The organism is Pseudomonas sp. FW305-20 (assembly GCF_058788075.1).
This window is the reverse complement of record NZ_JBYTAJ010000015.1, coordinates 44,127-66,018: the sequence shown is the minus strand read 5'-3', so window position 1 is coordinate 66,018 and position 21,892 is coordinate 44,127. Positions and strand designations below refer to the sequence as shown.

Genomic DNA, 21,892 nt, shown 5'->3' with positions numbered 1-21,892 from the left:
GCCTGAAAAATGAATTAGTGATGAGAGACGCGATCGGCCGGTACGGCGTACAGCACCAGATCCCATCCTTCGGCGAGGTGTGGGCACAGGCTGAAGTGATAACCGTCGTAGTACTCATGCAATTGCAGCAGGATGCTCCACAGGTGCGCCTGCTCGTGGTAAACACAAACCGCCAATACCGGATGCGCCTCGCTGATGAGTTGGCGACCACCTTCCAGGCACTGCGGCTCGAAGCCTTCGATATCGATCTTGATAAACGTCGCAGGAAGGATCTCTTTGCCCAGTTCATCCAGCGTGCTCATGCGCACCGACTCGGTGCCCATGCCGACACGGGAAGCCGGACCATTGCCGGTCTCGATCAGAATCTCGCCGACGCTGTCACCTACCGCCATCGCGTGCGCGTGCAGGCCGGTGTATTCGCCGGACAGTTGCGCGATGGTGTCCTTGAGGTCGGCATAGTTGTTTGGCGACGGCTCGAAAGAGTGGATCTCGCGATATTTGCGGCCGCTCTGGATATAACCGTGAATCGAATCGCCGTTGAATGCGCCGATGTCGTAAACCACTTCCTCATCGTTGGCGTTGACGAAGCGATCGTTGAAGTAGATCTCCAGCGGCGAGGCCGGAGGCAGCAAATCGTAGTCGAGAAACAGGCGCCATTCGACGTGATCGACAAACAGGGCCTTCGATTCGTCATCGCTCAGCAGGTTGAACGCCTGGCGAATGTGCACGGCTTCACCGATGACTTTTTCCGGCAGGTCAAGACTGTAATGCGGGAGGAATTTCTCCGGAAAGCGCCAGGCCAGATGACCGAATAACGCAATGCGCTCGAAACCCAGTGCATGCAATGGTGCCAGTCGATCAATCATTCGATCGCTGGCCTCACCACACCAGATGGTGGTGATGATGGCAGGTAGATGACCGGCTTCGCGTTCGGCCAGGTGCGCCGGGCTCAACACCTCGATACCCAGCACCGAGCGTCCCCAGAGCGCAGGATTGTTATCGATGAAGGCCTTGGGTTTGAGGCCCATTTCCAGCAGCATCGAAGCCACTTTTTTACCTAGATGCCCGGCACCGAACAAGACAAACGGCTGCTCAAAATCACCAAGGACGTTCAACAGAGTGTTCTGTTGGCGTTGGCGAATCGCTTCCAGAGGTTCGCTCAACAAACGATCCAGGCGCGCGGAGAGAGATTGATCAGTCATTGGACGAACCTACGTTGAGTGAATTGAGAAAATCCAGCGCCGACCAGAACCCGGCACCGTGATCTTTGTGGCCTTGCCACACTTCGGGAATAAAGCTCACTTGCGGATACGCCTTGAGCTGCGCCCACGTCGCTGGCCAGTCCACATCACCGGTGCCCATGATCACGCCCTCGCCGTTGCTGCCCTTGGCATCGGCCACGTGCAGGTGCGCCGAGTGCGGCAGCAGCAGCGCCAGTGCCGCCTGGAAGTCCAGGCCGAAATGGAAGCAGGCCATTTGCAGGTGCGAGAGGTCCAGGCACAGGCGCAGGTTCAGGGCTTTGGCTTGTTCGGCCAACTCCTGCGGCATCATGAAAATGTTCTGGTGACGTTGCCCGCCGAAGTGCCACGGGAAAGGCGCCATGTTTTGCGGAATCAGCTCGGTGCGACCGAAGTCGACCTGCGCACAGGATTCCTGGAAGCGTCGGTACAGCTCTGCACGCTGACTGACCGGGAAAGGTTCGTCGGCCGAGAAGCCACCGATGTTCGCGACGATCAGCAGCGAGTCGGCGTTCGGGAAGAACTCGGCGATTTGCAGGGTGGCATCGACCACTCGTTGCAGGTTGGCAATCGAGCGCTGGCGGTATTCCAGATCATCGGCCACCAGGTCCAGCAGCTCGCTGTTCTCGAAAAGCTCCGGGGCATGCACGACCAGACGCGAACACTCGACCTGACGCAAATACGCCTGCGGCGCCACGCTCAAGTCACGGTAGGACAAATGGAATTCGAACAGGTCCGGTTTGATCCACTGCTCGTATTGCAGGAAATCGTGATACCGCACCGGCACACCCCAAAGAATCGGCATGGCAAATTCACGGCGCACTTCGGCTTGCTCGGACAGATCGCTGTCGAACAGGAAGTCGCCTTGCGGGATTGCGCGCCCGGCCTTCTTGCCGAGCAGATCGATCAGGCGATACGGCGGCAGCCCCTGGCCCGGACTGGCCACGCGCAGCATGTTCTGTTCGAACACTTCACCGGGCTCGATGGCTCGGGCGGCGATCACACTCTTGCCGAGGTTCTCGCGGTTGAGCAATTCACCCTGGCTGGCGTGGCGGCCCGGGCCGGTCCATGGCAATGCCTTCTCGACCTGTCGAATGCCTTCGACCAGTTGACGGAACTCTTCCGGCTCCAGGCTGGCCAGGTGGTCCGGCCCTTCCATGCCACGGTCGAGGGTAATGTGACGCTCGATCAACTTGGCGCCCAATGCCACAGCGGCAATGCTAATCGCAGTGCCACGCTCATGACCGGAGTAACCGATCAGGCCGTGCAGCTCACGCAAACGCGCCAGGTAACCGAGTTGAATATCGGTTTCCGGCGCCGGGTAAGTGCTGTTGCAATGCAGCAAGGCGAATGGCACGCCCAAACCGTTCAACTGCTCGATGGCGCGGACGATTTCATGCTCCAGCGACATGCCCGTCGACAGAATCAACGGTTTGCCCAGCTTCGCAGCCTTGGCAATCAGGTACGGGTTGCACAGGTCCGCCGAGGCGATCTTCAGCGCCGGCACGTCAAAATCGGCGAGCACTTCGACGCTCGGCTCATCCCATGGCGTGCAGATGTAGCTGATACCTTTTTGCGCGCAGTACTGACGGATTTGCAGGTGCTCATCAACGGTCAGTTCGACCTTGTCGAGCAGGTCCTGGATGTACTCGACACCCAGATCCTCGGCCCGCGAACCATCGGCCTTGCGGCGATAGAGCGCTTCACGGTTGCGCAACTGGAACTTCACACAATCGGCCCCGGCCATGATCGACGCATCGACCAGTTTTTTTGCCAGTTCTACCGAGCCGTTGTGGTTGTTACCCACTTCGGCAATGACGAAGATGTGGTCGCCACCGATGACAACACCATCGATGCTGAAAATTTGCTCATTCATTGAATTTTGGTCCGCCAGGAAGTGACACCGTTGGATTCGAAACGGAAATCAGTGGTTCGGCAGCCAAGCTCGCGGACCTTTGCGGTCACGGCCTGGCGATGCTGGGGCTGCACGAAGAACAGGAAGAAGCCCCCGCCTCCGGCGCCAAGTAATTTGCCGCCAAGCGCGCCTGCGGCCAGCGCGCTGTCGTAAATCTGGTCGAGCACGCCATCGCTGACGGCGCGGGAAAACTGTCGTTTGAGCATCCAGCCCTGATGCAGGCAACGGCCGAAATCATGCAGTTCGCCGCGAATCAGATGGTGGTGCATGTGGCGGCACAGCGCCACGCTTTCGGTGATGAGCAGGCCCTGGGCATTTTTGCTTTCCATCTCTTCGCGCTGCTGCTCATGCAGCTTGCCGGAGTCATGGGAGATGCGTGTATCACAGAGCACCAGACACTCTTCAAGCTCGTTGCAGATCGAATCTTCCAGTCGAATCGGGTGCACCAGATTTCGACCTTCCTTGAACTCGATCAGGTTGAAACCACCGAAGGCCGATGCGTACTGATCCTGCCAGCCACCCGCGATGCCGAAGCATAACCGCTCGGACTGAAATGCCAGCTCGGCCACTTCGTAGGTGCTCCAGCGATCGCGGCGCAACTCGTTGAATGCAGCGATGACTGCAGTTGTAACGGCCGACGAGCCTCCCAGGCCGGAACCTACGGGAAAGTCGGAACGGATATAAAGATCCAGTCCGTAGTTGGGCTGGATTACTGAGACGATGGTCGCCAGCAAACCTTTGTCGCCATGCACCAGCAGGTCTGCGATGGAGGCGTAATGCTCTTCGGTGCCGAGGTCTTCGGAAAAAATCCGGATGACGCTGTCGGCACGCGGAATCAGCGTGGCATGGGAATACAGGCCGACCGTGCAACTAAGCACCGCTGCCGGGTTTTCCACGAAGTAATACGTGAGGTCGGAACCACCGCCGCTGAAACTCATGCGCACCGGTGCCCGAGCTCGTGCCAATACCGGCACTTCCTGATTGGCTGCCAGCCGCGCAGGCGTGACCACGTCGACCAGAAAGCCATCGACATCGACCACCGGGATCGCGTTGTAGCTCAGATCGAAAATCTTGAGCATTTCCTCGCGCGCCGCGCCGAGCTTCACCGAGCGATAGTCGGTGTTCATGCACTCTGTGACCGGCACAGTCGTCGCGCCGCCTTGCAGCAGGTAACGGCGCAAATCACCGTTGGTCAATACGCCGGCCAGTCGCCGTTCATCATCCACCACAAAAACGATTTGCAGCGCGCCTGACTCAATGCATTCAACGGCATCGAGAATGGTCTGATGGGTGTAAATCGTCTGGCTTCTTACCAACTGATTCATGCGCTCGCGACCTCTTGAAAGCCCGACTTGAATGCACTCAGGGAGTCCGGCGTTCCAATATCAATGAAGGGGCCCGAGTATTCGCCGACCTTCAACGATTGACGGGCAATCAGTTGCGGCAAGATGTCCTGCTCCATCGAACAGGCCTGCAGCGCAAACCCGTCCAGCGAATCGACGGCAAAGCCGTAGACACCCGCATTCACCAGGCCAGGCCCGCCAACGCCCTTCTCGTTCAGCGCGAGCAACTGCAAGCTGTCCGAGCAGCTCAGGCTGCCGTAACGCGAGCGGTCTTCGACTTTGACGCCAACCAGCACATCCTCTGTCGCATTCATCGCCAGGTGATAGGCCGAGTGATCGAGCCAGGTATCGGCGTTGAGCACCAGATAACGGCCACCCGGCGGCATTTCGCGCAGCGCCTGCAATACAGCGCCGCCCGTGCCCATCGGTTGCTCTTCGACCACCAGCGCCAAGGCCAGACCCGACTCGGCCGACAACGTCGGCAACAGCTCGGCCAACTGATCGGCACGGTAATGCGCGCACAGCACCGCGTCGCTGATACCGGCCTGCTTGAGTTGCGCCAGCACCAGTGCGAGGAATGGTCGGCCATGAATGTCGACCACGGCTTTTTGCGAGCCCTGGAGCACGGCGCTCAAACGAGTGCCAAAACCACCGCAAAGGATGTAGGCGCGCATCAGCGTGGCAACCCGAAAAACTGCTCAAGGCAGCGTGCGACATGGCCAAGGTGCTCTTCACCGAGGCCCGGCCACACACCAATCCAGAACGTGTCGTGCATGATTTTGTCGGTGACGGTCAGCTCGCCGCTGACGCGGAAATTGCGCCCGAGCATGTACGGCTGACGCACCAGATTGCCGGCGAACAGTAGACGTGTGCCGATGCCCTGGCTGTCGAGAAACTGCAGCAATTCAACGCGATTGATGCCGCAACCGTCGCGCAGGGTCACCGGAAAACCGAACCACGAAGGGTCGCTGTTGGCGGTAGCCTGCGGCAGGATCAAGTAGTCGGCGCAATTCGCCAGACGCTCGCTGAGCCAGCGGAAATTGCGTTTGCGTGCCTCGGTAAAGTCCTCCAGCCGATCCATCTGCGCCAGGGCACAGGCGGCCTGCATGTCGGTAATTTTCAGGTTATAGCCGAGGTGCGAATAGGTGTACTTGTGGTCGTAGCCTTCCGGCAACTGCCCCATCTGCTTGCAGAAACGCTGTTTGCAAGTGTTGTCCTGGCCGGGCGCGCAATAGCAGTCGCGGCCCCAGTCACGGAACGATTCCATGATGCGGCTGAGCAATGGGCTGTTGGTGAAGACCGCGCCGCCCTCGCCCATGGTGATGTGGTGCGCCGGGTAAAAGCTCAGGGTACCGATGTCGCCGAAAGTGCCGACCAGTTGACCGTCGTAGGTCGAACCGAGAGCATCGCAACAGTCCTCGATCAGCCACAGATTGTACTTGTCGCACAGCGCCCGGATGACCTTCAGGTCATAAGGATTACCCAAGGTGTGCGCGAGCATGATCGCCTTGGTTTTGGGGCCAATGGCGGCTTCGATCTTGCTCGGGTCTATGTTGTAGTGCGGCAGTTCGATATCGACGAACACCGGCACCGCACCGAACTGCAAAATCGGGTTAACGGTGGTCGGGAAACCCGCCGCGACGCCAATCACTTCGTCGCCAGGCTTGATCGCACGATCGCCCAGCCGGGGCGAAGTCAACGCGGAGAACGCGATCAGATTGGCCGACGAACCCGAGTTGGTGGTCAGCACGCAACGTCGGCCCAGGTATTTGGCCAGGCGTTTTTCGAAGGCGTCGTTGAAGCGCCCGGTGGTCAACCAGCCATCCAGCACCGCTTCGGTCATCGTCTGCAGTTCACCTGCGCCGATCACCTTGCCCGCAGGCGGCACAGGGCTCTGGCCGGCGACAAAGACTTTGGGGGCCAGCTCCAGCTGCGCATAACGCCCAACCAACTCGACAATTTGTTGGCGCAACTGATCCGCAGTACTTTCACTCATGGGTATCGCCTTGGTAGTCCGCAATCTGCTTGCGGGTAAAGGTGTGCATGTCTTCGCCGTTTTGCCAGGCGAGGTTCCAGGCCATCGTGCGTTCGAGGGTGGTGGCTAACGACCAGCGCGGCGTCCAGCCCAGTTCCAGGCGCGCCTTGCTTGAATCGAGCGCCAGCAACCCGGCTTCATGGGGTTGCACCTGGGTATCGACCGACCAGCGCACCGCAGTCGGCCACAGCTCGGCCAGTTGGCCGACAATGGTTTCGACGGTGGCGACGCTGCCCTTGTCGGGGCCGAAGTTCCAGGCGCTGGCGTATTTCTCACCGTCCTCATACAACGCGCGGGCGAGCATCAGATAGCCCATCAGCGGCTCGAGAGCGTGCTGCCACGGGCGCGTTGCGTGGGGATAACGCAGGACCACTTCTTCATTGTTTTGCCAGGACCGGAAAACGTCGGGGATCAATCGCTCTGGCGACCAGTCGCCGCCACCGATCACGTTGCCCGCCCGCGCAGTGGCCAGCGCAGCACCGGACGCTTGCAAGAAAGAGTTGCGGTAAGACGCACACAGCAATTCAACGCAGGCCTTGCTGTTGCTGTACGGATCGAAGCCGCCGAGCGCGTCGTATTCGCGATAGGGCAAAACCCATTCACGGTTTTCGTAGCATTTGTCGGTCGTGACCACTACCACCGCGCGAACGCTCGGGCAATTACGCACGGCTTCCAGCACATTGACGGTACCCATGACGTTGATTGCATAGGTTTCGACAGGGATGCGATACGCCTCGCGCACCAGCGGTTGCGCCGCAAGGTGGAAGACCACGTCTGGCTCAAAGGCCTGCAGTGCCTGAGCGACTGCCGCCTCATCGCGAACATCCGCCATGTCACCGGCAATCAGACGGTCCAGACCGGCCACAGTCCACAGCGCCGGCGTGGTCGCGGCGGGTAAGGCAAAGCCGCGCACCTCTGCGCCCAGTTGCTGCAACCACAACGCCAGCCAGCCGCCCTTGAAGCCGGTATGGCCGGTCAGGAAAACCTTTTTACCCGCCCAGAATCCGTTCACTTCCAGAGCTTCCATTCGGCGCTGCCGCTGTTCCAGCGCTCTTCCAGGAAGACGCGGTCACGCAACGTATCCATCGGTTGCCAGAAACCACGGTGCAGATGGCTCATGAGTTGCCCCTGGCGTGCCAGGTTGCGCATCGGCTCGTATTCCCAGGTCGTTGAATCATCTTCGATGCCATCGAGCACGCTCGGCTCCAGCACGAAGAAGCCGCCGTTGATCCAGCCGCCATCGCCCTGGGGTTTTTCCTGAAAGCCTCTGACGCAAGCACCTTCCAGTTCCATCGCGCCGAAGCGTCCCGGTGGCTGCACGGCCGTGACTGTGGCCTGCTTGCCGTGTTGACGGTGGAATTCGATCAGTTCGGGAATGTTGACGTTCGACACGCCATCGCCGTAGGTGAAACAGAAGGTTTCGTCGCCCAGGTAGTCGCGCACGCGCTTCAGGCGGCCGCCGGTGCCGGTGGTCTCGCCGGTATCAACCAGCGTGACGCGCCATGGCTCGGCTTTGCCCTGATGAATATGCATGCTGTTTTCAGCCATATCGAACGTCACGTCCGACATGTGCAGGAAGTAGTTGGCGAAGTATTCCTTGATGATGTAGCCCTTGTAGCCCAGGCAGACCACAAAGTCGTTGATGCCGTAGTGAGAGTAGATCTTCATGATGTGCCAGATGATTGGCTTGCCACCGATTTCGATCATCGGCTTGGGCTTGAGGTGCGATTCCTCACTGATACGAGTTCCCAATCCCCCCGCCAGAATTACTGCCTTCATGTGCTTCTCTCAACTGTGGGCTACATCGACTTCATTGAAGCGCTGGCCGTTGGCAAGGGACGCCAATAATTCGGCGTCTGCGCGATTAACTCGGGCGCACACCTCAGAAAGCAATATTGGTGCCATCGAAAAACACCACGGACGAGCCTCGTTGCGCCATGCCTCTAGCGCCTCAGAAAAAAAAAGGCCCACCGAGAGGTGAGCCTTTTTTTGCGGGACACGGATGGCTGTCGAGCTTTGATCCTTAGGCTTGGGCCTGCTTGATCAAGGCCGACCATTCAACGCCGGTCACCGGTCCGAGCTTGAATCCAGAGCCGTTGGAGGCAAGGTTCTTGTTGTAGAACCGATCGTGCGCCAGCGCCTCGGACCACTTCTCGCCCAGTGCCTGACGAGCCGCTGACGACTGCGCCAATACGCCTGACTGAATGACCTGCACATGCGGGGTCCACACCGTCAGATAACCGGCCTGACCGACACGCAGGCACAGATCGATATCACCGAACGCTTCGGCGAAGTGTTCGACATCAACGCCGTCTGCCGCCTCGAACAACTGCTTGGAGATCATCAGGCAGGCAAAGGACACCGCCGAGCAGTTCTGCTCCACCACCAGCCGGTTCATGTAGCCCGTGGCCGTCTTCGGTTGCCCCACGAACGGCGAACCCACACCCTCGTTAAAACCGAGGATCAGGCCCGCCTGAGTGACAGAACCGTCACGGTCGATCAGCTTGGCGCCGACCACACCGACCTCCGGACGCTGAACCTGATTGAGCAGGGATTCGATCCAGTTGACGTTGACCACCTCGCCGTCAGCGGCCAGCGTCACCAGGTATTCACCTTTGGCTTGCTGACTGGCGACATTGATCAGCGTCCCGGTCGACAGACCCGGCTCGGCACTGAACAGACGAACCCGGTTGCCTTGCTGGCCCTGACCATCCAGCCAATTACCCAATTGCGCCGCGTAGGCCGAATCGTCAGCCACCAGTACTTCGTAGCGCTGGTAGCGGGTCCGTTGCAGCACACTGAGAATGCAGCGCTGCAACGTCGCCAGATCACGGATGCCATGCAGGATGACCGACACCATAGGCCGTTCGATGAAGCGGTAATCGATCTTGTGCGTACCCGGCACCAGCGAACTGACGTCAGCCTGATATCCACGGGTGGCGAGATGGCGCAGCAAGGTCTTGCGCTCATCGGCATTGGTTTCGTCTTCCGGTGCCTGGCAGATCAGCAGCGGCTCGTCCAGATGCGCAAGACCGTCCAGCCCGCCCTGCTCGATCAGACGCAACAGCAAATCGAATTCCAGCGCTTTCTTGAAGTCACGCGAGTAACCACCGGCCTGAACCATGACATCCCGGCGTACCAGCCAATGGCGTGCCATCAAGGCCGGGTTGTTTTGCAGCAGGTCAAGGTTGAAGCCCGGGCGGAAGACATCGGCCAGCGTTCCGTTCTTCTGACGCTGAAACTCGTCCATGGCCACGGCGCGGCAGTGCGGCGCGGCGAGCAACTCCAGGCTCGCCTGGTACAGACCGCTTGGCGTCAGCTCGTCGCCGGCTTCGGCCAGTACCATCCAGTCGCAATCAGTCTGGCTGACCATCTGATTGATTTTGTCGACGTAGTTGCTTTCGTTGACCTTGACGAAATGCAGGGTGTTTTGCAGCGTGGTTTCGGCCGGCAGGTCGCCGGTGGTGAACACGATAATCTTGAACGCTCGGCAGTAACTGTTCATCACGCTGTCGAACGTCGCCTGCAGCTTGAAGATATCGGCGTCCAGGTCCAGCAACAGGATGCCAAACGTCGGACCACCAGCATGGCGGGCCAGATGCCGGGAGATGTCCTTTACCTGGCTCTCGCTCGGGTTGCGCGCCTCAAGCCAGTTCAGCAGTTGACCGGAACGCGTGGTGTCGAACATTTTTGCCTGGCTGTCCAGCGTCGCCGCGCCAAGTCGCTCGCCCCATGCCAGGACTTTCTGTGCCTGCGCCAGCGCCCCCTCGCCCTTCAGCGACCGAGCCAGTCGCTCCACCACTTCCTGGTTGAAGGCGTAGAGCTCAAAGGATTTGAGCAGTCGATCATGGAGCGGCTCTGCACTGGTATTGCGATGAATGCGCGACAACTCTTTTTGTTTGAGCATCGCCGCCTCGAGTTCTTCCAGTTGCAGCCGACCTGTCGGCACTGCATGCAACAAAAACTCGAGCGCCGCCAGCACCTCGAAAAAGGCCTGGTTGTAGAACGGCAGTTCAATGTATTGCGTCGGTTCGAAACGACGAACCGGCTCGCCTGCCAGGGAATCCCAGGTCGACTCGAACAGCTTCTCGGTAATTTCGCCAAACGTAATGCTTCGGCGCTCGTGCAACGCATACGGAATTGGCAGCAGGCGCACCTTTCCACCTGCCGTCAGGCCGTCGGAATAGCCGTTCCCGCGCAAGTTGGGATTGAAATCCGAGGCCAGCGATGCATACCAGCGCTGAATGATTCGGGTGCGAGTCACGGCATTGGCCAAGGACGGGCAATCCCGGTTCAAAATCGCCAGGCGGGCTTCAGCCGAGTCGTCGCTGTAGTCTTCGCAACCCTTACGGTCACGCAAATAATAATCGACGCGATCGGCATGCGCTTCGTACGCCAAGCTGTAACCCTGGCAAGTGCCGTAGTCGTCATTAGCCTCCAAAAAGGCCAGCGATTGATCGAGCGCTTCGGGCAGCAGGAAGCTTTCGACTTCGACCACCGCCATGTATGGCGTGGTGATTTGCCCGATCACCTGGCGGACTCTGTAGCTGAAGTGTTCGGCACGTGGCGCGGGCACATGAAGATACTGCGCACCGGCGAACGTTGCGGCGATGTCGGCATCTGCTTCGAGCGATGAATCGACGACCAGCACGTTGCAGGGCCAGGCGCTGTAATAGCGCAAGGCACGGCGAACCGCATGCGGCTGGTTGTGAGTCAGCAGCACCAGGGTAAAACGCTCATTCAACGGAGCAGACGATCCATTCGGGAAATTGCTTTGCATATGAATTCCTATAACGAGCGGGTAGCCGGATCAGCGGCATTACGTTGTTCTGACGGTTCGACGTGAAACTCATCAATCGGGCAGCCAACCATCGGCCCAGTACTGCAGGTTATCGCCGCGCAACATGAAGTCACGCAACACCACTTCGCGCAATTCGTCGCCCATCCGATAGCTGGCAGCGGGATCGGACAGGTGCATGCGAATCGCCTGCAGCCATTCGTCCGTGCTGTTGGTGAATATCCGAGTGCATGGCAAATGTCCGCGATAGGCCTCGGTGTCGGAGCAAATCACCGGATAGCCGCAGGCGCCGTACTCAAGCAAGCGCAAATTGCTTTTACAGTCATTGAAAATATGAAATTCCAGCGGCGCCAGAGCCAAGTCAAGGTTGAGGCTCGCGAGCTTCTGCGGGTACGCGGAAAGGACAACACCCGAATGGTATTCATGCACGTACGGCCTGAGCGAGTCAGGGCACATACCGAAAAACACCCATTCCACTTCATCCGCGAGCTCGCGCACAACGTCGGCGATGAGATCAAGGTCGCCACGATGACTGGTACCACCGCCCCAGCCGATACGCGGTTTGGTTGAAGCACCACGTCGGCTCGTGAGGTTGCCGAACAAGTTCGGTGCCAGCATATTCGGCACGACACGAATATCGTGGTGCATGTCCGACATGGCATCCCCCAGCGCATGGGTCGATACCACGACCCGGTCACACATCCCTACGCCACGGCGCAACAGTGCGGGAAGATTGCCTGGCATGTTGCGGATGTGATCATTCTTGCTGGGAATGTCGGCAATGTAGTCATCCAGCTCAAAGATGCGCAGCGCATTCGAATAGGTTTTCACCTGAACAATGTCTTCAATCTTGTTCGCGTTGTAGCGGCCCTGCAGCACGATCACATCCGGCGATTGGCGCTCGATCTCGATGATCGACAGCATGTCGTACGACACGCGACCGACGATCCGCCCAGCCCCCTGCAATTCGAACAATGGCTGGCTGATACGGTAGTGTCCGATTGCCGAGCTGTTGAGCGCCAACCCCAGGATAGACGGGACACTGCGGGTGCTCAAAGGGTTCCAGCCGGTACGCGGCCCCGGCTCCAGACCGAAGCTGGGTTCGTTCAGTTTCAGGTTGCGATTGTAAGCAGGATCGTTGGCGATTTTGGGCAGCCAGCGCTGATAGAACGCTTCCTGCTCGCGCTCCAGTCGCTCTTTCCACTCTCCTTCGCGGGGTGTTGTATCCGCCGCAGGCACCAGCACAACGCTCGAGTAAGGCGTGGTAACAATCAGATAACCACTGTTGCCAAATCGCAGACACAACTCGAGGGAGCTGATCCCCTGCGTACTGATGGTCTCCTCGTAACCACCGACACTCTCCAGCACCTGCTTGCGCACCAACAAGCAATGGCCGCTGACGGCGCTCCAGTTCTGCACCATTTGCAGCCGCTGCATGTAGCCGCCGGAAACCACCGGTTCGTTCACAAACGCCCGCCCCGCCAGCCCGCCCAGACCAAGCACGAGTCCGGCGTCGATGACGTTGCCTTGGAGGCTGAGGGTACGCGGTCCGACGATGCCGACTTCGGGACGCTGCCCGTGATTGAGCATTTCATCCAGCCAGGCAGCGTCGTGCACGACGCAGTGAGGACTGAGGAATAGCAGATATTCGCCACGCGCCTGTTGCACCGCGAAATTCCTGATGACCGCATCGCTCCCCCCCTCGGGGTACGAGAAAATCCTCAATGTATCGCTGCCCAGCTCGGCCATGGCATTCAGCCAATGCCGGACCTCGGGACTTTCGCTGGCGTTGTCGACAATGATGATTTCGTAGCGGGCATATCCTGTATTGCTGATCAGACTGTTGATGCAACGCTCCAGCGCGATCAACTCGTCTTTGATACAGACAATGATCGAAACCAGAGGCTGCTCCGAGCACAGGTATTCGATGCGCGGAACCAGCTGCATCAGCGGGCCAGGATGAAGCCGATGCTCGACGCCGATCCGCTGTAGATGGGCCGAGATCAGCCGAGGGTTTTGCTCGACCACTTCAGGCAGGGACAACCATTGAGCGAAGGTAAAACTCGACTCGACCTGCACTTCGGCGATGTGCGCGATGGTCTGCGGCCCGTCCGTTTCCACCAGCCGCCAGATCAGGTCATGAGGTGCCAGCTCACCCAACGTTGAATCGAAGCCACCCATCTCGACAAAGCGCTGGCGCTCGAAGGCCAGGGTGCGACCGACGTAGGGATAACCGCGCATCAAGTCGAAATTGAAGTCGGGTTTGAAGATCGGCTCGGCAGGCTTGTCGTTTACCAGTGCACCTTCGTCGCTGTAAACGCATGTCGTGCCCGGCACGCCGACAATCCGGTCGGCCAGCACCAATAGAGCGGATTCCGTCAGCCGGTCACCGGCACGCAACAGGTAAAACCAGTCCACGCCGTCCATTTGCGGCAGCAGAGCGTTGAGTTGCCGTGACCAGTCAGTGTGCAGCGCAACCCGCAGCACATGGTGATTGACAGCCTGTTGCCCGCAGGACAACAACACAATCGACTCGCAGCCATACAACTGACCTGCGAGGCTTTGTAACGTGATGTCCACTGCGTGGGCGTCCTCGTCGGCATCGATGATGACGGGAACAATCTTCGGCCGATGCGACCATCGCGCAATTTGCTGCAAAAGCACCTGCTGGCGCGTCGGGCTGAAACAACGGGAAGCAAGCCATTGCGCGTAGAGGTCTGCGTAACTTTCAGTGTCCGTGCCCACCTGGAACAGGATGATGGCCTGCCGTGCCGCCATGGCGTAATAGAGGTTCAGCTCTTCCCATTCACGTGGCACCTTCGTGGTGTCTTCTTCCAGTGCCAGGTAGCGTATCCAGCCACTGGCCGGAGCCGGTTCGCCACTGCGTTGCTCAAGCATCTGCGCCAGCCACGTCCACTCCACAATGGCGCTCGAAACAGTGTCCGGCTGACGGGTCAGGCGCTCCGGATACAATCGCTCAACACTGCCGACATTGTTCAGCGCAACCAGATTGCCGCGGCGCAACAGGCAGATGAACAAGGCGAAATCGAGCAACGCCACAAACCCCGCACCGGCCTGCGCCAGCGCTGGCAGCAAGATTTCGATGTCGGCGCGGCGCATCAACGCGCAGCTGAACCCGCCGAGAATGTTACGCGGTGTCTTTTCGAAGCTGGCCAGCAGGTCTTCACCCTTGAACACGGCATCGAACTGGGTGAGGCCAACGTTCTCCATGCGAATGGGCAACACGTAACTGTCGGCATCGACGAATTGAAACCTGTTGACCACCAGCAGCACGTCCGCATGCTCGGCCAGAATCGCAGCCTGCTGGCTGACGGTATGGACCAGTAACTGATCATCGTCACACAGGAACTTGATGAACTCGCCACGGCTCTCGTCGAAACAACGCAGAATGTTTTGTTGGAAGCCCAGGCGGACAGGGTTGCGCAGATAACGCACAACCACATTCGACTCTACGCTCAGGGACTCGACGATCTGCTCGATCTCGTCCGTGCGGCAATCATCGCAAATGACGATCTCAAGGTTTTCGTAGGTCTGGTCGAGTGCGCTTTGCAGCGCTGTACTGAAGAAGCGCGGGTTGTACGCAGGGATGGCAATGCTGACAAGAGGAGTAGGTTTCACACGCGTGACTCTCGACCGGCCGGCGTCAACTCGCGCGAGAGCAGAACGTCCTGAACCGTAAAAAGAAGAAGGTCAGGGATCGCATTAAGTCATGCGATCCCTGCACTGAATCAGACCTTGTTGAACAGGCCCAACTGCGCGATCTTGCTGAATGCCAACTGCGAGGCCTGCAACATGGTTTGTTGCAAGGTCAGGCGAGTCATTACTTCGGCAGGATCGGAATCACGGATTGTTGATTGCGTCTGCGCGTTCGCCAGCACCAGCGCCTGGTTGGTATCGCTCTGAGTATCCAGCGCCGAGCCGCGACCGCCGACCGAGCTCAAGCCCGCGGACACTTGATCGATGCCGCTGGCGAGGTTGCCCAAGCCCGCGGCCATCGCCGCCTGTTGCTTCTGGGTCGCGACGGCGTTGCCTGTGGTCGGCGTATTCAATGCGGTTTTCAACTGGCTCACGGTGTCCAGAATGTTCTGGGTCTCGTGGGTGTTGACCGCCACGTTGAACTGATCGCCTGCCGCCAGTGGATTGGCCGGGGTATCGTTCAGCGTGAACTCAACACCCGATGCGGTGGCGATATTACCCACCATCGTTCCGCTGGAGACCGGTTTGCTGTCGGCGGTGATCGGTGCCGCGTACAAATCGAACGCGCTGGCACTGGTGAATTTGAGCACTGCAGAGCCACCCGGGAAGCTGGCATGGTACGCGGCCGGGTCGGTAATTTTGGTGCTGATCGCCTGGACGGTGCTCGGGTTGCCCGGTCCACGGGAAACGTTGAACGTGTCCGGCTTGGCTTCCAGTTTGAATGTACGCCCGGCCAACGCAGCGTTGGGGTCATTGAAGTTCAGGGTCAGGTCGACACCGCGAAAGCTCACGCTCTGGTTCTTGCCGTTGGTGATGACGCCGCCCTGAGTGGCTTCACTCGTCACGTCGTTGCCGCCCGCGTCAGTGATCTTCAACTGAGTGCCACTGGTAAATTCCACCAGGTACGGCTCGCCGCTGCGGAATTTGTTGTTGTACGACACGTTTGACGAGATTTGCCCGTCGGACAAGGTCACAAGACCGTCATTCATCGACCCGGTAACCTGGGTGCGACTGGTATTGATCGCCTGCTGGAACACTTCCCAACCGGTGCTGTTGGTGGCCATCGACATGCTGTCGCCGATCGGCAGGTTCAGGGTCACCTGGTCGCCGTTGTAGCTGTAGGTGCCGTCGGAGTTGCGTGAAAACGGAGCGGTATCACCCTTGGAACCGGCGAAGATGTATTTGCCGTTTTCATCCTGGCTGTTCATCAGGCTCAACAGCTGCTCTTCGATCTGGCCCAGTTCCGAGGCGTTGGCCTGACGGTCGGCATCGGTGTAACCGGCGTTGTTGGCACCAATGGCCAGTTCCTTGGCGCGCTGCAGCACGTTGTTGATGCTGGTCATCACCGACTCGGCCTGACCCAGGGTCGCCTTGATCGTGTTGGTGTTGGCCTTGTACTGATCAAGCATCGAAGCCTGCTGACCCAACTGCAACAGACGCGAGGCGCCGACCGGATCATCGGCGGCCGTGTTGACGCGAACCAGGCTGCTGGCCTCTTCGCTGCTCTTGACCACGTTGGCGAAGTTCTTCTGATAGTTCGCAGCCGAGGACTCGTAAAACTGGGCGGTAGAAATGCGCATGGGCTACGACTCCTTAAATGCTGTTGATCAGTGTGCTGAAGATTTCCTGCGCAGCCTTGATGATCTGCGAAGAGGCGGTGTAGTACTGCTGATACTTGACCAGGTTGCCGGTTTCCTCATCGAGGTCGACCCCCGAAAGCGAGTCGCGCGCACCTTTGGCGTTCGCCAGGATGGCTGAGGTCGCGGCGCTGTCGAGCTTGCCTTGGGCCGCCTTGGAGCCAACGCCTTCGACCAGTTTGCCGTAAGCGTCGTTCAGGGAAATGCCTTTGCTGGCGGATCCGGTGTCCACGGTCTGCGCGGTCTGCAAGCCGGCCAGTGCGGTGCCGTTACGGTTGTCCAGGCTACCCGGTTGACTGAGCGAGACGTTGATCCCGGCGCCGTTGCTCGGGGAGCCGGCGATGGTCATGCTGAAGGCCGCGGTGTACTGAGTGGCAGGCGCAGGCGGGATCGGCGCACCTGTGGAATCCTTGAGCGGAATGCTCAGGCTCAGGGTGTTGCTCTCACCTGGCTTGATGGTGCCGCTGCTGATCACCCCACCCTTGGCATCCAGGAACTGGTAGGCCTGGCTGGTGCCGTCGGCGGACACCGCACCAAAGACAACCTTGGCCGGCGTGGAATTTTTCAGGCCGTTCTGCATCGCGGTCTTGGTGGCCGCGTCGTAGATATCGAATTGGGTGGTCAGGGTCGGTTGGCCGCTGGCCGGAATGGTCAGGGTGCCATTACCGCTGCCGCTCGCCGCGATGGATGCACCCAACGGTGCCGCGATGGCCAGACGTTTGGAGTCGGTCATCTCGGTCTTGATATTGGCCGCCGCATTGCGGGTCGGGGTGATCTTGAAGGTATCGCCAGCAGCCGCGGTGCCACCGGTCAGCTTCAAGGAGAAACCCTCGATCACCGGCGCCGGTGTGGTCGTCGTGCTGTAGCTGCCGCCCACAGGCGTATTGTCTGGCAGGCGCTGCACGGTGTAGTCGGTGGCGCTGGTGAACGTCACCTTGTAATCGTTGATGGTCAGCTTGCCAGTGTCTTCGATGCTGACATCGAAGTTGCCCGAACCCACGCTGTTATTGCCGGAGGCGATGCTGCGCTGAGCCATTTGCGCGGCACTGTTGATGCTGTTGAACAGGTTTGAACCGAAGTCACCGTTCTTGTCGATGCCCTGGGCCTGGATGCTGTTCATCTGATCGGCGACGACCAGGGCGACGCGACCCAGTTCGTTCATGGCCGGGTCGAGCACGGTGCTGCGATAGCGCAGCAAACCGCCGATTTCGCCACCGGTCATGATCGACGTGATATCGATGGTGCTCGAACCACGATTGAGTTGCAGCGCCAAGCGGTTCGGGTCGTCTTTGCCCGGCACGACTTCGAGTTTGTTGACGGTGTTGCCCATGACCAGCGGCTGGCCGCTGCCCAGATAGATATCGACGTTACCTTCGCGTTCGACGATCTGCGCGCCGGTAAAGGTCGAAAGCTGGCGTACGGTCTCGTTACGGGCGTCGAGCAGTTCGTTCGGCATGCCGCCAGAGCTGGAAATCTCGGAAATCTTCTGGTTCAACTGGGCCACGGTGGCGGCCAGTTTGTTGACCTGATCGGCCATGTTCGTCAGGTTGCCGTTGATGTTCGCGTTCTGCACGTTCAACTGGCTGGACACTGAATTGAAACGATTGCTCAAGGCCTGGGCATCACTGAGCAGCAACTGGCGTGAAGCGTCGTCACCCGGCTTGGCGTTGACGTTCTGTACCGAGGCGAAGAACTTGGTCAGTGCGCCATTGAGGCCGGTGCCGCTGTCCGACAGCAGTTTGTCCAGCGGCGTGACCTGACCCAGGTACGCGGCCGAATCGCTGTTGAGCGAAGTGGTGGTCTGCAGTTGGGCGTCAAGGTAGCTGTTGTACACCCGACGTACATCGGCCAGGGTCGTGCCGGTGCCGATGTAGACATTGCCGAACTGCTGCGAGGCTTTGGTGCCCTGCACGGTCTGCTGACGCGAGTAACCCGCGGTATCGACGTTGGCGATGTTGTTACCCGTCGTCATCAACGACGATTGGCTGGCTGACAGCCCCGACATCCCGATGTTGAGCAAACTCATGGTTCAGACCTTATAGCTTATGCCTATAGAGGCGTGGTGGTAGCGCCCGCCGCAGCGTAGTTCTGGTAACTCGTCATCTGCTTGGCTATCTGCGAAATCTTGCTTGCGTAGTCCGGGTCGGTTGCGTAACCGGCCTTTTGCAACTCGCGCACAAACTGTTCTGGGTTATCGGCCGACTTCACAACATCTTGATAGCGATTGTTGGTTTGCAGCAGCGTCACAAGGTCATGGAAGCTGTCCTTGTAAGAGTCATAGGAACGGAACTGCGCCGTCTCCTTGACCATCTCGCCATTCCTGAACTCGCTGGTGATTGCCCGCGCCGATTCGCCCTTCCAACTGCTGCTGGCCTTGATGCCGAACAGGTTGTGACTGCTGCTGCCATCCTGGGCGCGCATGACCGATTTGCCCCAACCGGTTTCCAGGGCAGCCTGCGCCACCAGGTAACGCGGATCGACGCCAATACGTTCGGCGGCCTCTTTGGCCATCGGCAGCATGGTGTTGACGAATTCGTCGGCGGAACTGAACGCTTTCTTCGCCGGTGCCAGCGGTATTTGCGCCATGGCACGACCGTAAACCTGCAGGCGCCCGCTGGATGTCGCATCCGTTTGCGAAGCCAGCCAATCGCCGTTGTACAGCGGACCGGCACCGGTCTTGGTGCTCTGCGGCATTTGGATGTTGTTCTGTGCCGTCGTGGCGGTCGCGGCGGGAATCGATGCCGACGGCACCAGCCCTGCGAGCAAGCGGTCGGCCAGTTTTGGCGGCAGCGCCAGACGTCGCTGATTGATCAGCGCCATGTCATTGCGATGAGTGCCTTCACCCGCACTACTTGTCGCGCTCACCGAGCGCGAAGCCCACAACGGACGCTCACCATTGAGGCGCGACAGCGGCCCGTTGGTGGCGACCGTACCGGCGGCAATCGGGGTTTCCACGGCGGCTTTCGCGGCAGCTTGCTTGGCGGCTGACGCGGCAGCGGCCTCGCCCGGGGCCAGCGGTTTGTTCTTCGACATCTGACGCATCAGCACGTCAGCCAGACCAATACCGCCACCCTCACGGGACATGGAAACGGCCAACTGCTGGTCGTACATTTCCTGGTATTGCTTGGCGGCCGGCGTATTGAGCGGATTGTCCTGGCCCAGCGCGTCGGTGGCCGAGCGCATGGACTTGAGCATTTCACCGAGGAACAGCGACTCGAATTCCTGCGCAACCTTGCGCATGTTCGCGTCACTGTCCTTGTCGCCGACCTTGAGCTGGTTCAAGCGATTAAGGTCCGAATAGGAACCCGAATCGTTGCTGTTGACCCCCAAACCGCCCTTGCGCATATCCATGGTCGCCGTCCTCAGATCACGATCAGATCGGCTTGCAACGCGCCGGCCTGTTTCAGGGCTTCGAGGATGGCCATCAAGTCACCCGGCGCCGCGCCGACCTGGTTCACCGCACGCACGATTTCGTCGAGAGTGGTGCCCGGGCCGAACTTGAACATCGGCTTGGCTTCCTGCTGGGCGTTGACCCGCGAGCGCGGCACGACCGCCGTCTGCCCATTGGACAGAGGGCCGGGCTGGCTGACGATCGGGTCTTCGGTGATGGTCACGGTCAGGCTGCCGTGGGTCACGGCGGCCGGGGAAACTTTTACATTCTGGCCGATCACGATGGTGCCGGTCCGCGAGTTGATGATGACTTTCGCCACCGCCTGACCCGGGTCGACTTCAAGGTTCTCGATGATCGACAAATAGTCGACGCGCTGGCTCGGATCGAGCGGCGCACTGACGCGAATCGAGCCGCCGTCGATGGCCTGGGCAACGCCAGGGCCGAGCATGTTGTTGATCTTGTCGACGATGCGCTTGGCGGTGGTGAAGTCCGAACGATTGAGGTTCAGCGTCAGGCTGTTGCCCTGATTGAAACCGCTCGGCACCGAACGCTCGACCGACGCACCGCCCGGGATACGACCGGCCGACGGTACGTTGACAGTGATCTTCGAACCGTCACGACCTTCGGCGTCGAAACCGCCGACCACCAGGTTGCCCTGAGCGACCGCATAGACGTTGCCGTCGATCCCCTTGAGCGGCGTCAGCAGCAAGGTGCCGCCGCGCAGGCTCTTGGAGTTACCGATGGACGATACGGTGATGTCGACCTGCTGACCCGGCTTGGCGAACGCCGGCAAATCAGCACTGATCGACACCGCCGCGACGTTCTTCAACTGCACGTTGCCCGAACCCGGCGGCACCTTGATGCCGAACTGCGAGAGCATGTTGTTGAACGTCTGCAGGGTGAACGGGGTTTGCGTCGTCTGGTCGCCGGTGCCGTTAAGCCCGACCACCAGGCCGTAGCCGATCAATTGGTTGGAACGCACGCCGGAAATACTGGCGATATCCTTCAGCCGCTCGGCTTGAGCACCGAAAGCTGCGCTCATCAGGATCGCAGCCACCATCAGGTGTTTGAAATTCAACGTAGCCACCTAGAAAGGGAACAGCGGGCTGAGGAAGAAACGGTCGAACCAGCCTGGCTGACTCGCATCGGCAAAAGCACCGGTGCCCGAATAGGTGATGCGCGCATCGGCGACGCGGGTCGACGACACAGTGTTATCGGTGGCGATGTCATCGGATCGAACCATACCGGCAATCCGCACCAGCTCATCGCCGGTGTTGAGGGTCAGCCACTTTTCGCCGCGCACGGCGATGATGCCGTTGGGCAACACGTCGGCGACGGTCACGGTGATCGAACCGGTCAGGCTGTTGCTCTGCCCGGACTTGCTGTCGCCCTTGGTGGCGCGGTCACCTTCATAACCGACATCCAGGCTCAGGCTACCGCTGCCCACTGGATCGCTGGTGCTCAGGCCACCCCCGAAAAACGAGCTCAGACCGATGTCGGTCTTGCTGTTCTTGCCAATTTGCGAGTTGGCGTTCTTGCTGGCCTGGGTGCGTTCATTCAGGGTGATGGTGATGATGTCACCGACCCGGAACGCCTTGCGGTCGCTGTACAGGTTCTGTTCGAAACCGGCCTGGTAGATCGAGCCATTATTGGCGGCAGCCGGCAGCGGTGTGCGCGGCAACACCGGGGCGTAGTAAGGGTCATTGGGCTTGGGCGGCGGGGCAACGCAGCCCGCGAGCACGACGGCCCCACTCAGTGCCAGAACAGATACGAAGCGATTCATGACCCTACCTCACGGTGTTGCAGGCGACCTCATGG

At 59.6% G+C, this 21,892-nt stretch carries 14 protein-coding genes; all 14 read right to left on the bottom strand.

All coding sequences use genetic code 11. The annotated features are described in order from the left end of the window. Positions 1-14: 14 nt before the first annotated feature. Positions 15-1,202 carry an FkbM family methyltransferase gene (locus AC3WP4_RS15095; RefSeq protein ID WP_102615911.1) on the bottom strand — a complete coding sequence of 396 codons (1,188 nt, stop codon included), beginning with the start codon at positions 1,200-1,202 and terminating at the stop codon, positions 15-17. After that, complete coding sequence (locus AC3WP4_RS15090) at positions 1,195-3,114, bottom strand: N-acetylneuraminate synthase family protein (protein WP_102615912.1); 1,920 nt, start codon at positions 3,112-3,114, stop codon at positions 1,195-1,197. The genes AC3WP4_RS15095 and AC3WP4_RS15090 overlap by 8 nt, the downstream gene beginning before the upstream one ends. Further along, positions 3,111-4,478, bottom strand: a complete 1,368-nt coding sequence (locus AC3WP4_RS15085; protein ID WP_102615913.1) for a GHMP family kinase ATP-binding protein — start codon at positions 4,476-4,478, stop codon at positions 3,111-3,113. Before AC3WP4_RS15085 ends, AC3WP4_RS15090 begins: the two co-directional genes overlap by 4 nt. Then, complete coding sequence (locus AC3WP4_RS15080) at positions 4,475-5,170, bottom strand: sugar phosphate nucleotidyltransferase (RefSeq protein WP_102615914.1); 696 nt, start codon at positions 5,168-5,170, stop codon at positions 4,475-4,477. The genes AC3WP4_RS15085 and AC3WP4_RS15080 overlap by 4 nt, the downstream gene beginning before the upstream one ends. Further along, positions 5,170-6,492: a lipopolysaccharide biosynthesis protein RfbH gene (gene rfbH / locus AC3WP4_RS15075; RefSeq protein ID WP_102615915.1), complete on the bottom strand. Its 1,323-nt coding sequence runs from the start codon at positions 6,490-6,492 to the stop codon at positions 5,170-5,172. The genes AC3WP4_RS15080 and rfbH overlap by 1 nt, the downstream gene beginning before the upstream one ends. After that, positions 6,485-7,558, bottom strand: coding sequence for a CDP-glucose 4,6-dehydratase (gene rfbG, locus AC3WP4_RS15070; protein ID WP_173860456.1), 1,074 nt, complete (start codon positions 7,556-7,558; stop codon positions 6,485-6,487). Before rfbG ends, rfbH begins: the two co-directional genes overlap by 8 nt. Further along, complete coding sequence (gene rfbF, locus AC3WP4_RS15065; protein ID WP_102615916.1) at positions 7,540-8,310, bottom strand: glucose-1-phosphate cytidylyltransferase; 771 nt, start codon at positions 8,308-8,310, stop codon at positions 7,540-7,542. The genes rfbG and rfbF overlap by 19 nt, the downstream gene beginning before the upstream one ends. A gap of 244 nt (positions 8,311-8,554) precedes the next feature. After that, entirely contained in the window at positions 8,555-11,311 is a 2,757-nt protein-coding gene (locus AC3WP4_RS15060; protein ID WP_102615917.1) for a glycosyltransferase family 2 protein, read from the bottom strand. A gap of 72 nt (positions 11,312-11,383) precedes the next feature. Next, positions 11,384-14,968 carry a glycosyltransferase gene (locus tag AC3WP4_RS15055; RefSeq protein ID WP_102615918.1) on the bottom strand — a complete coding sequence of 1,195 codons (3,585 nt, stop codon included), beginning with the start codon at positions 14,966-14,968 and terminating at the stop codon, positions 11,384-11,386. 110 nt (positions 14,969-15,078) lie between these two features. Further along, the gene (locus AC3WP4_RS15050) at positions 15,079-16,626 is read right to left on the bottom strand and encodes a flagellar hook-associated protein 3 (RefSeq protein WP_102615919.1); all 1,548 of its coding nucleotides are present in this window, start codon (positions 16,624-16,626) and stop codon (positions 15,079-15,081) included. 13 nt (positions 16,627-16,639) lie between these two features. Beyond that, complete coding sequence (gene flgK / locus AC3WP4_RS15045; RefSeq protein ID WP_102615920.1) at positions 16,640-18,709, bottom strand: flagellar hook-associated protein FlgK; 2,070 nt, start codon at positions 18,707-18,709, stop codon at positions 16,640-16,642. Positions 18,710-18,732: 23 nt separating this feature from the next. Next, entirely contained in the window at positions 18,733-20,034 is a 1,302-nt protein-coding gene (gene flgJ, locus AC3WP4_RS15040; RefSeq protein WP_102615921.1) for a flagellar assembly peptidoglycan hydrolase FlgJ, read from the bottom strand. 11 nt (positions 20,035-20,045) lie between these two features. After that, on the bottom strand, positions 20,046-21,134 hold the full coding sequence (locus AC3WP4_RS15035) for a flagellar basal body P-ring protein FlgI (protein ID WP_102615925.1): 1,089 nt from the start codon (positions 21,132-21,134) through the stop codon (positions 20,046-20,048). Positions 21,135-21,161: 27 nt separating this feature from the next. Further along, positions 21,162-21,857, bottom strand: a complete 696-nt coding sequence (flgH, locus tag AC3WP4_RS15030) for a flagellar basal body L-ring protein FlgH (protein WP_074874489.1) — start codon at positions 21,855-21,857, stop codon at positions 21,162-21,164. Between the last annotated feature and the right edge of the window lie 35 nt (positions 21,858-21,892).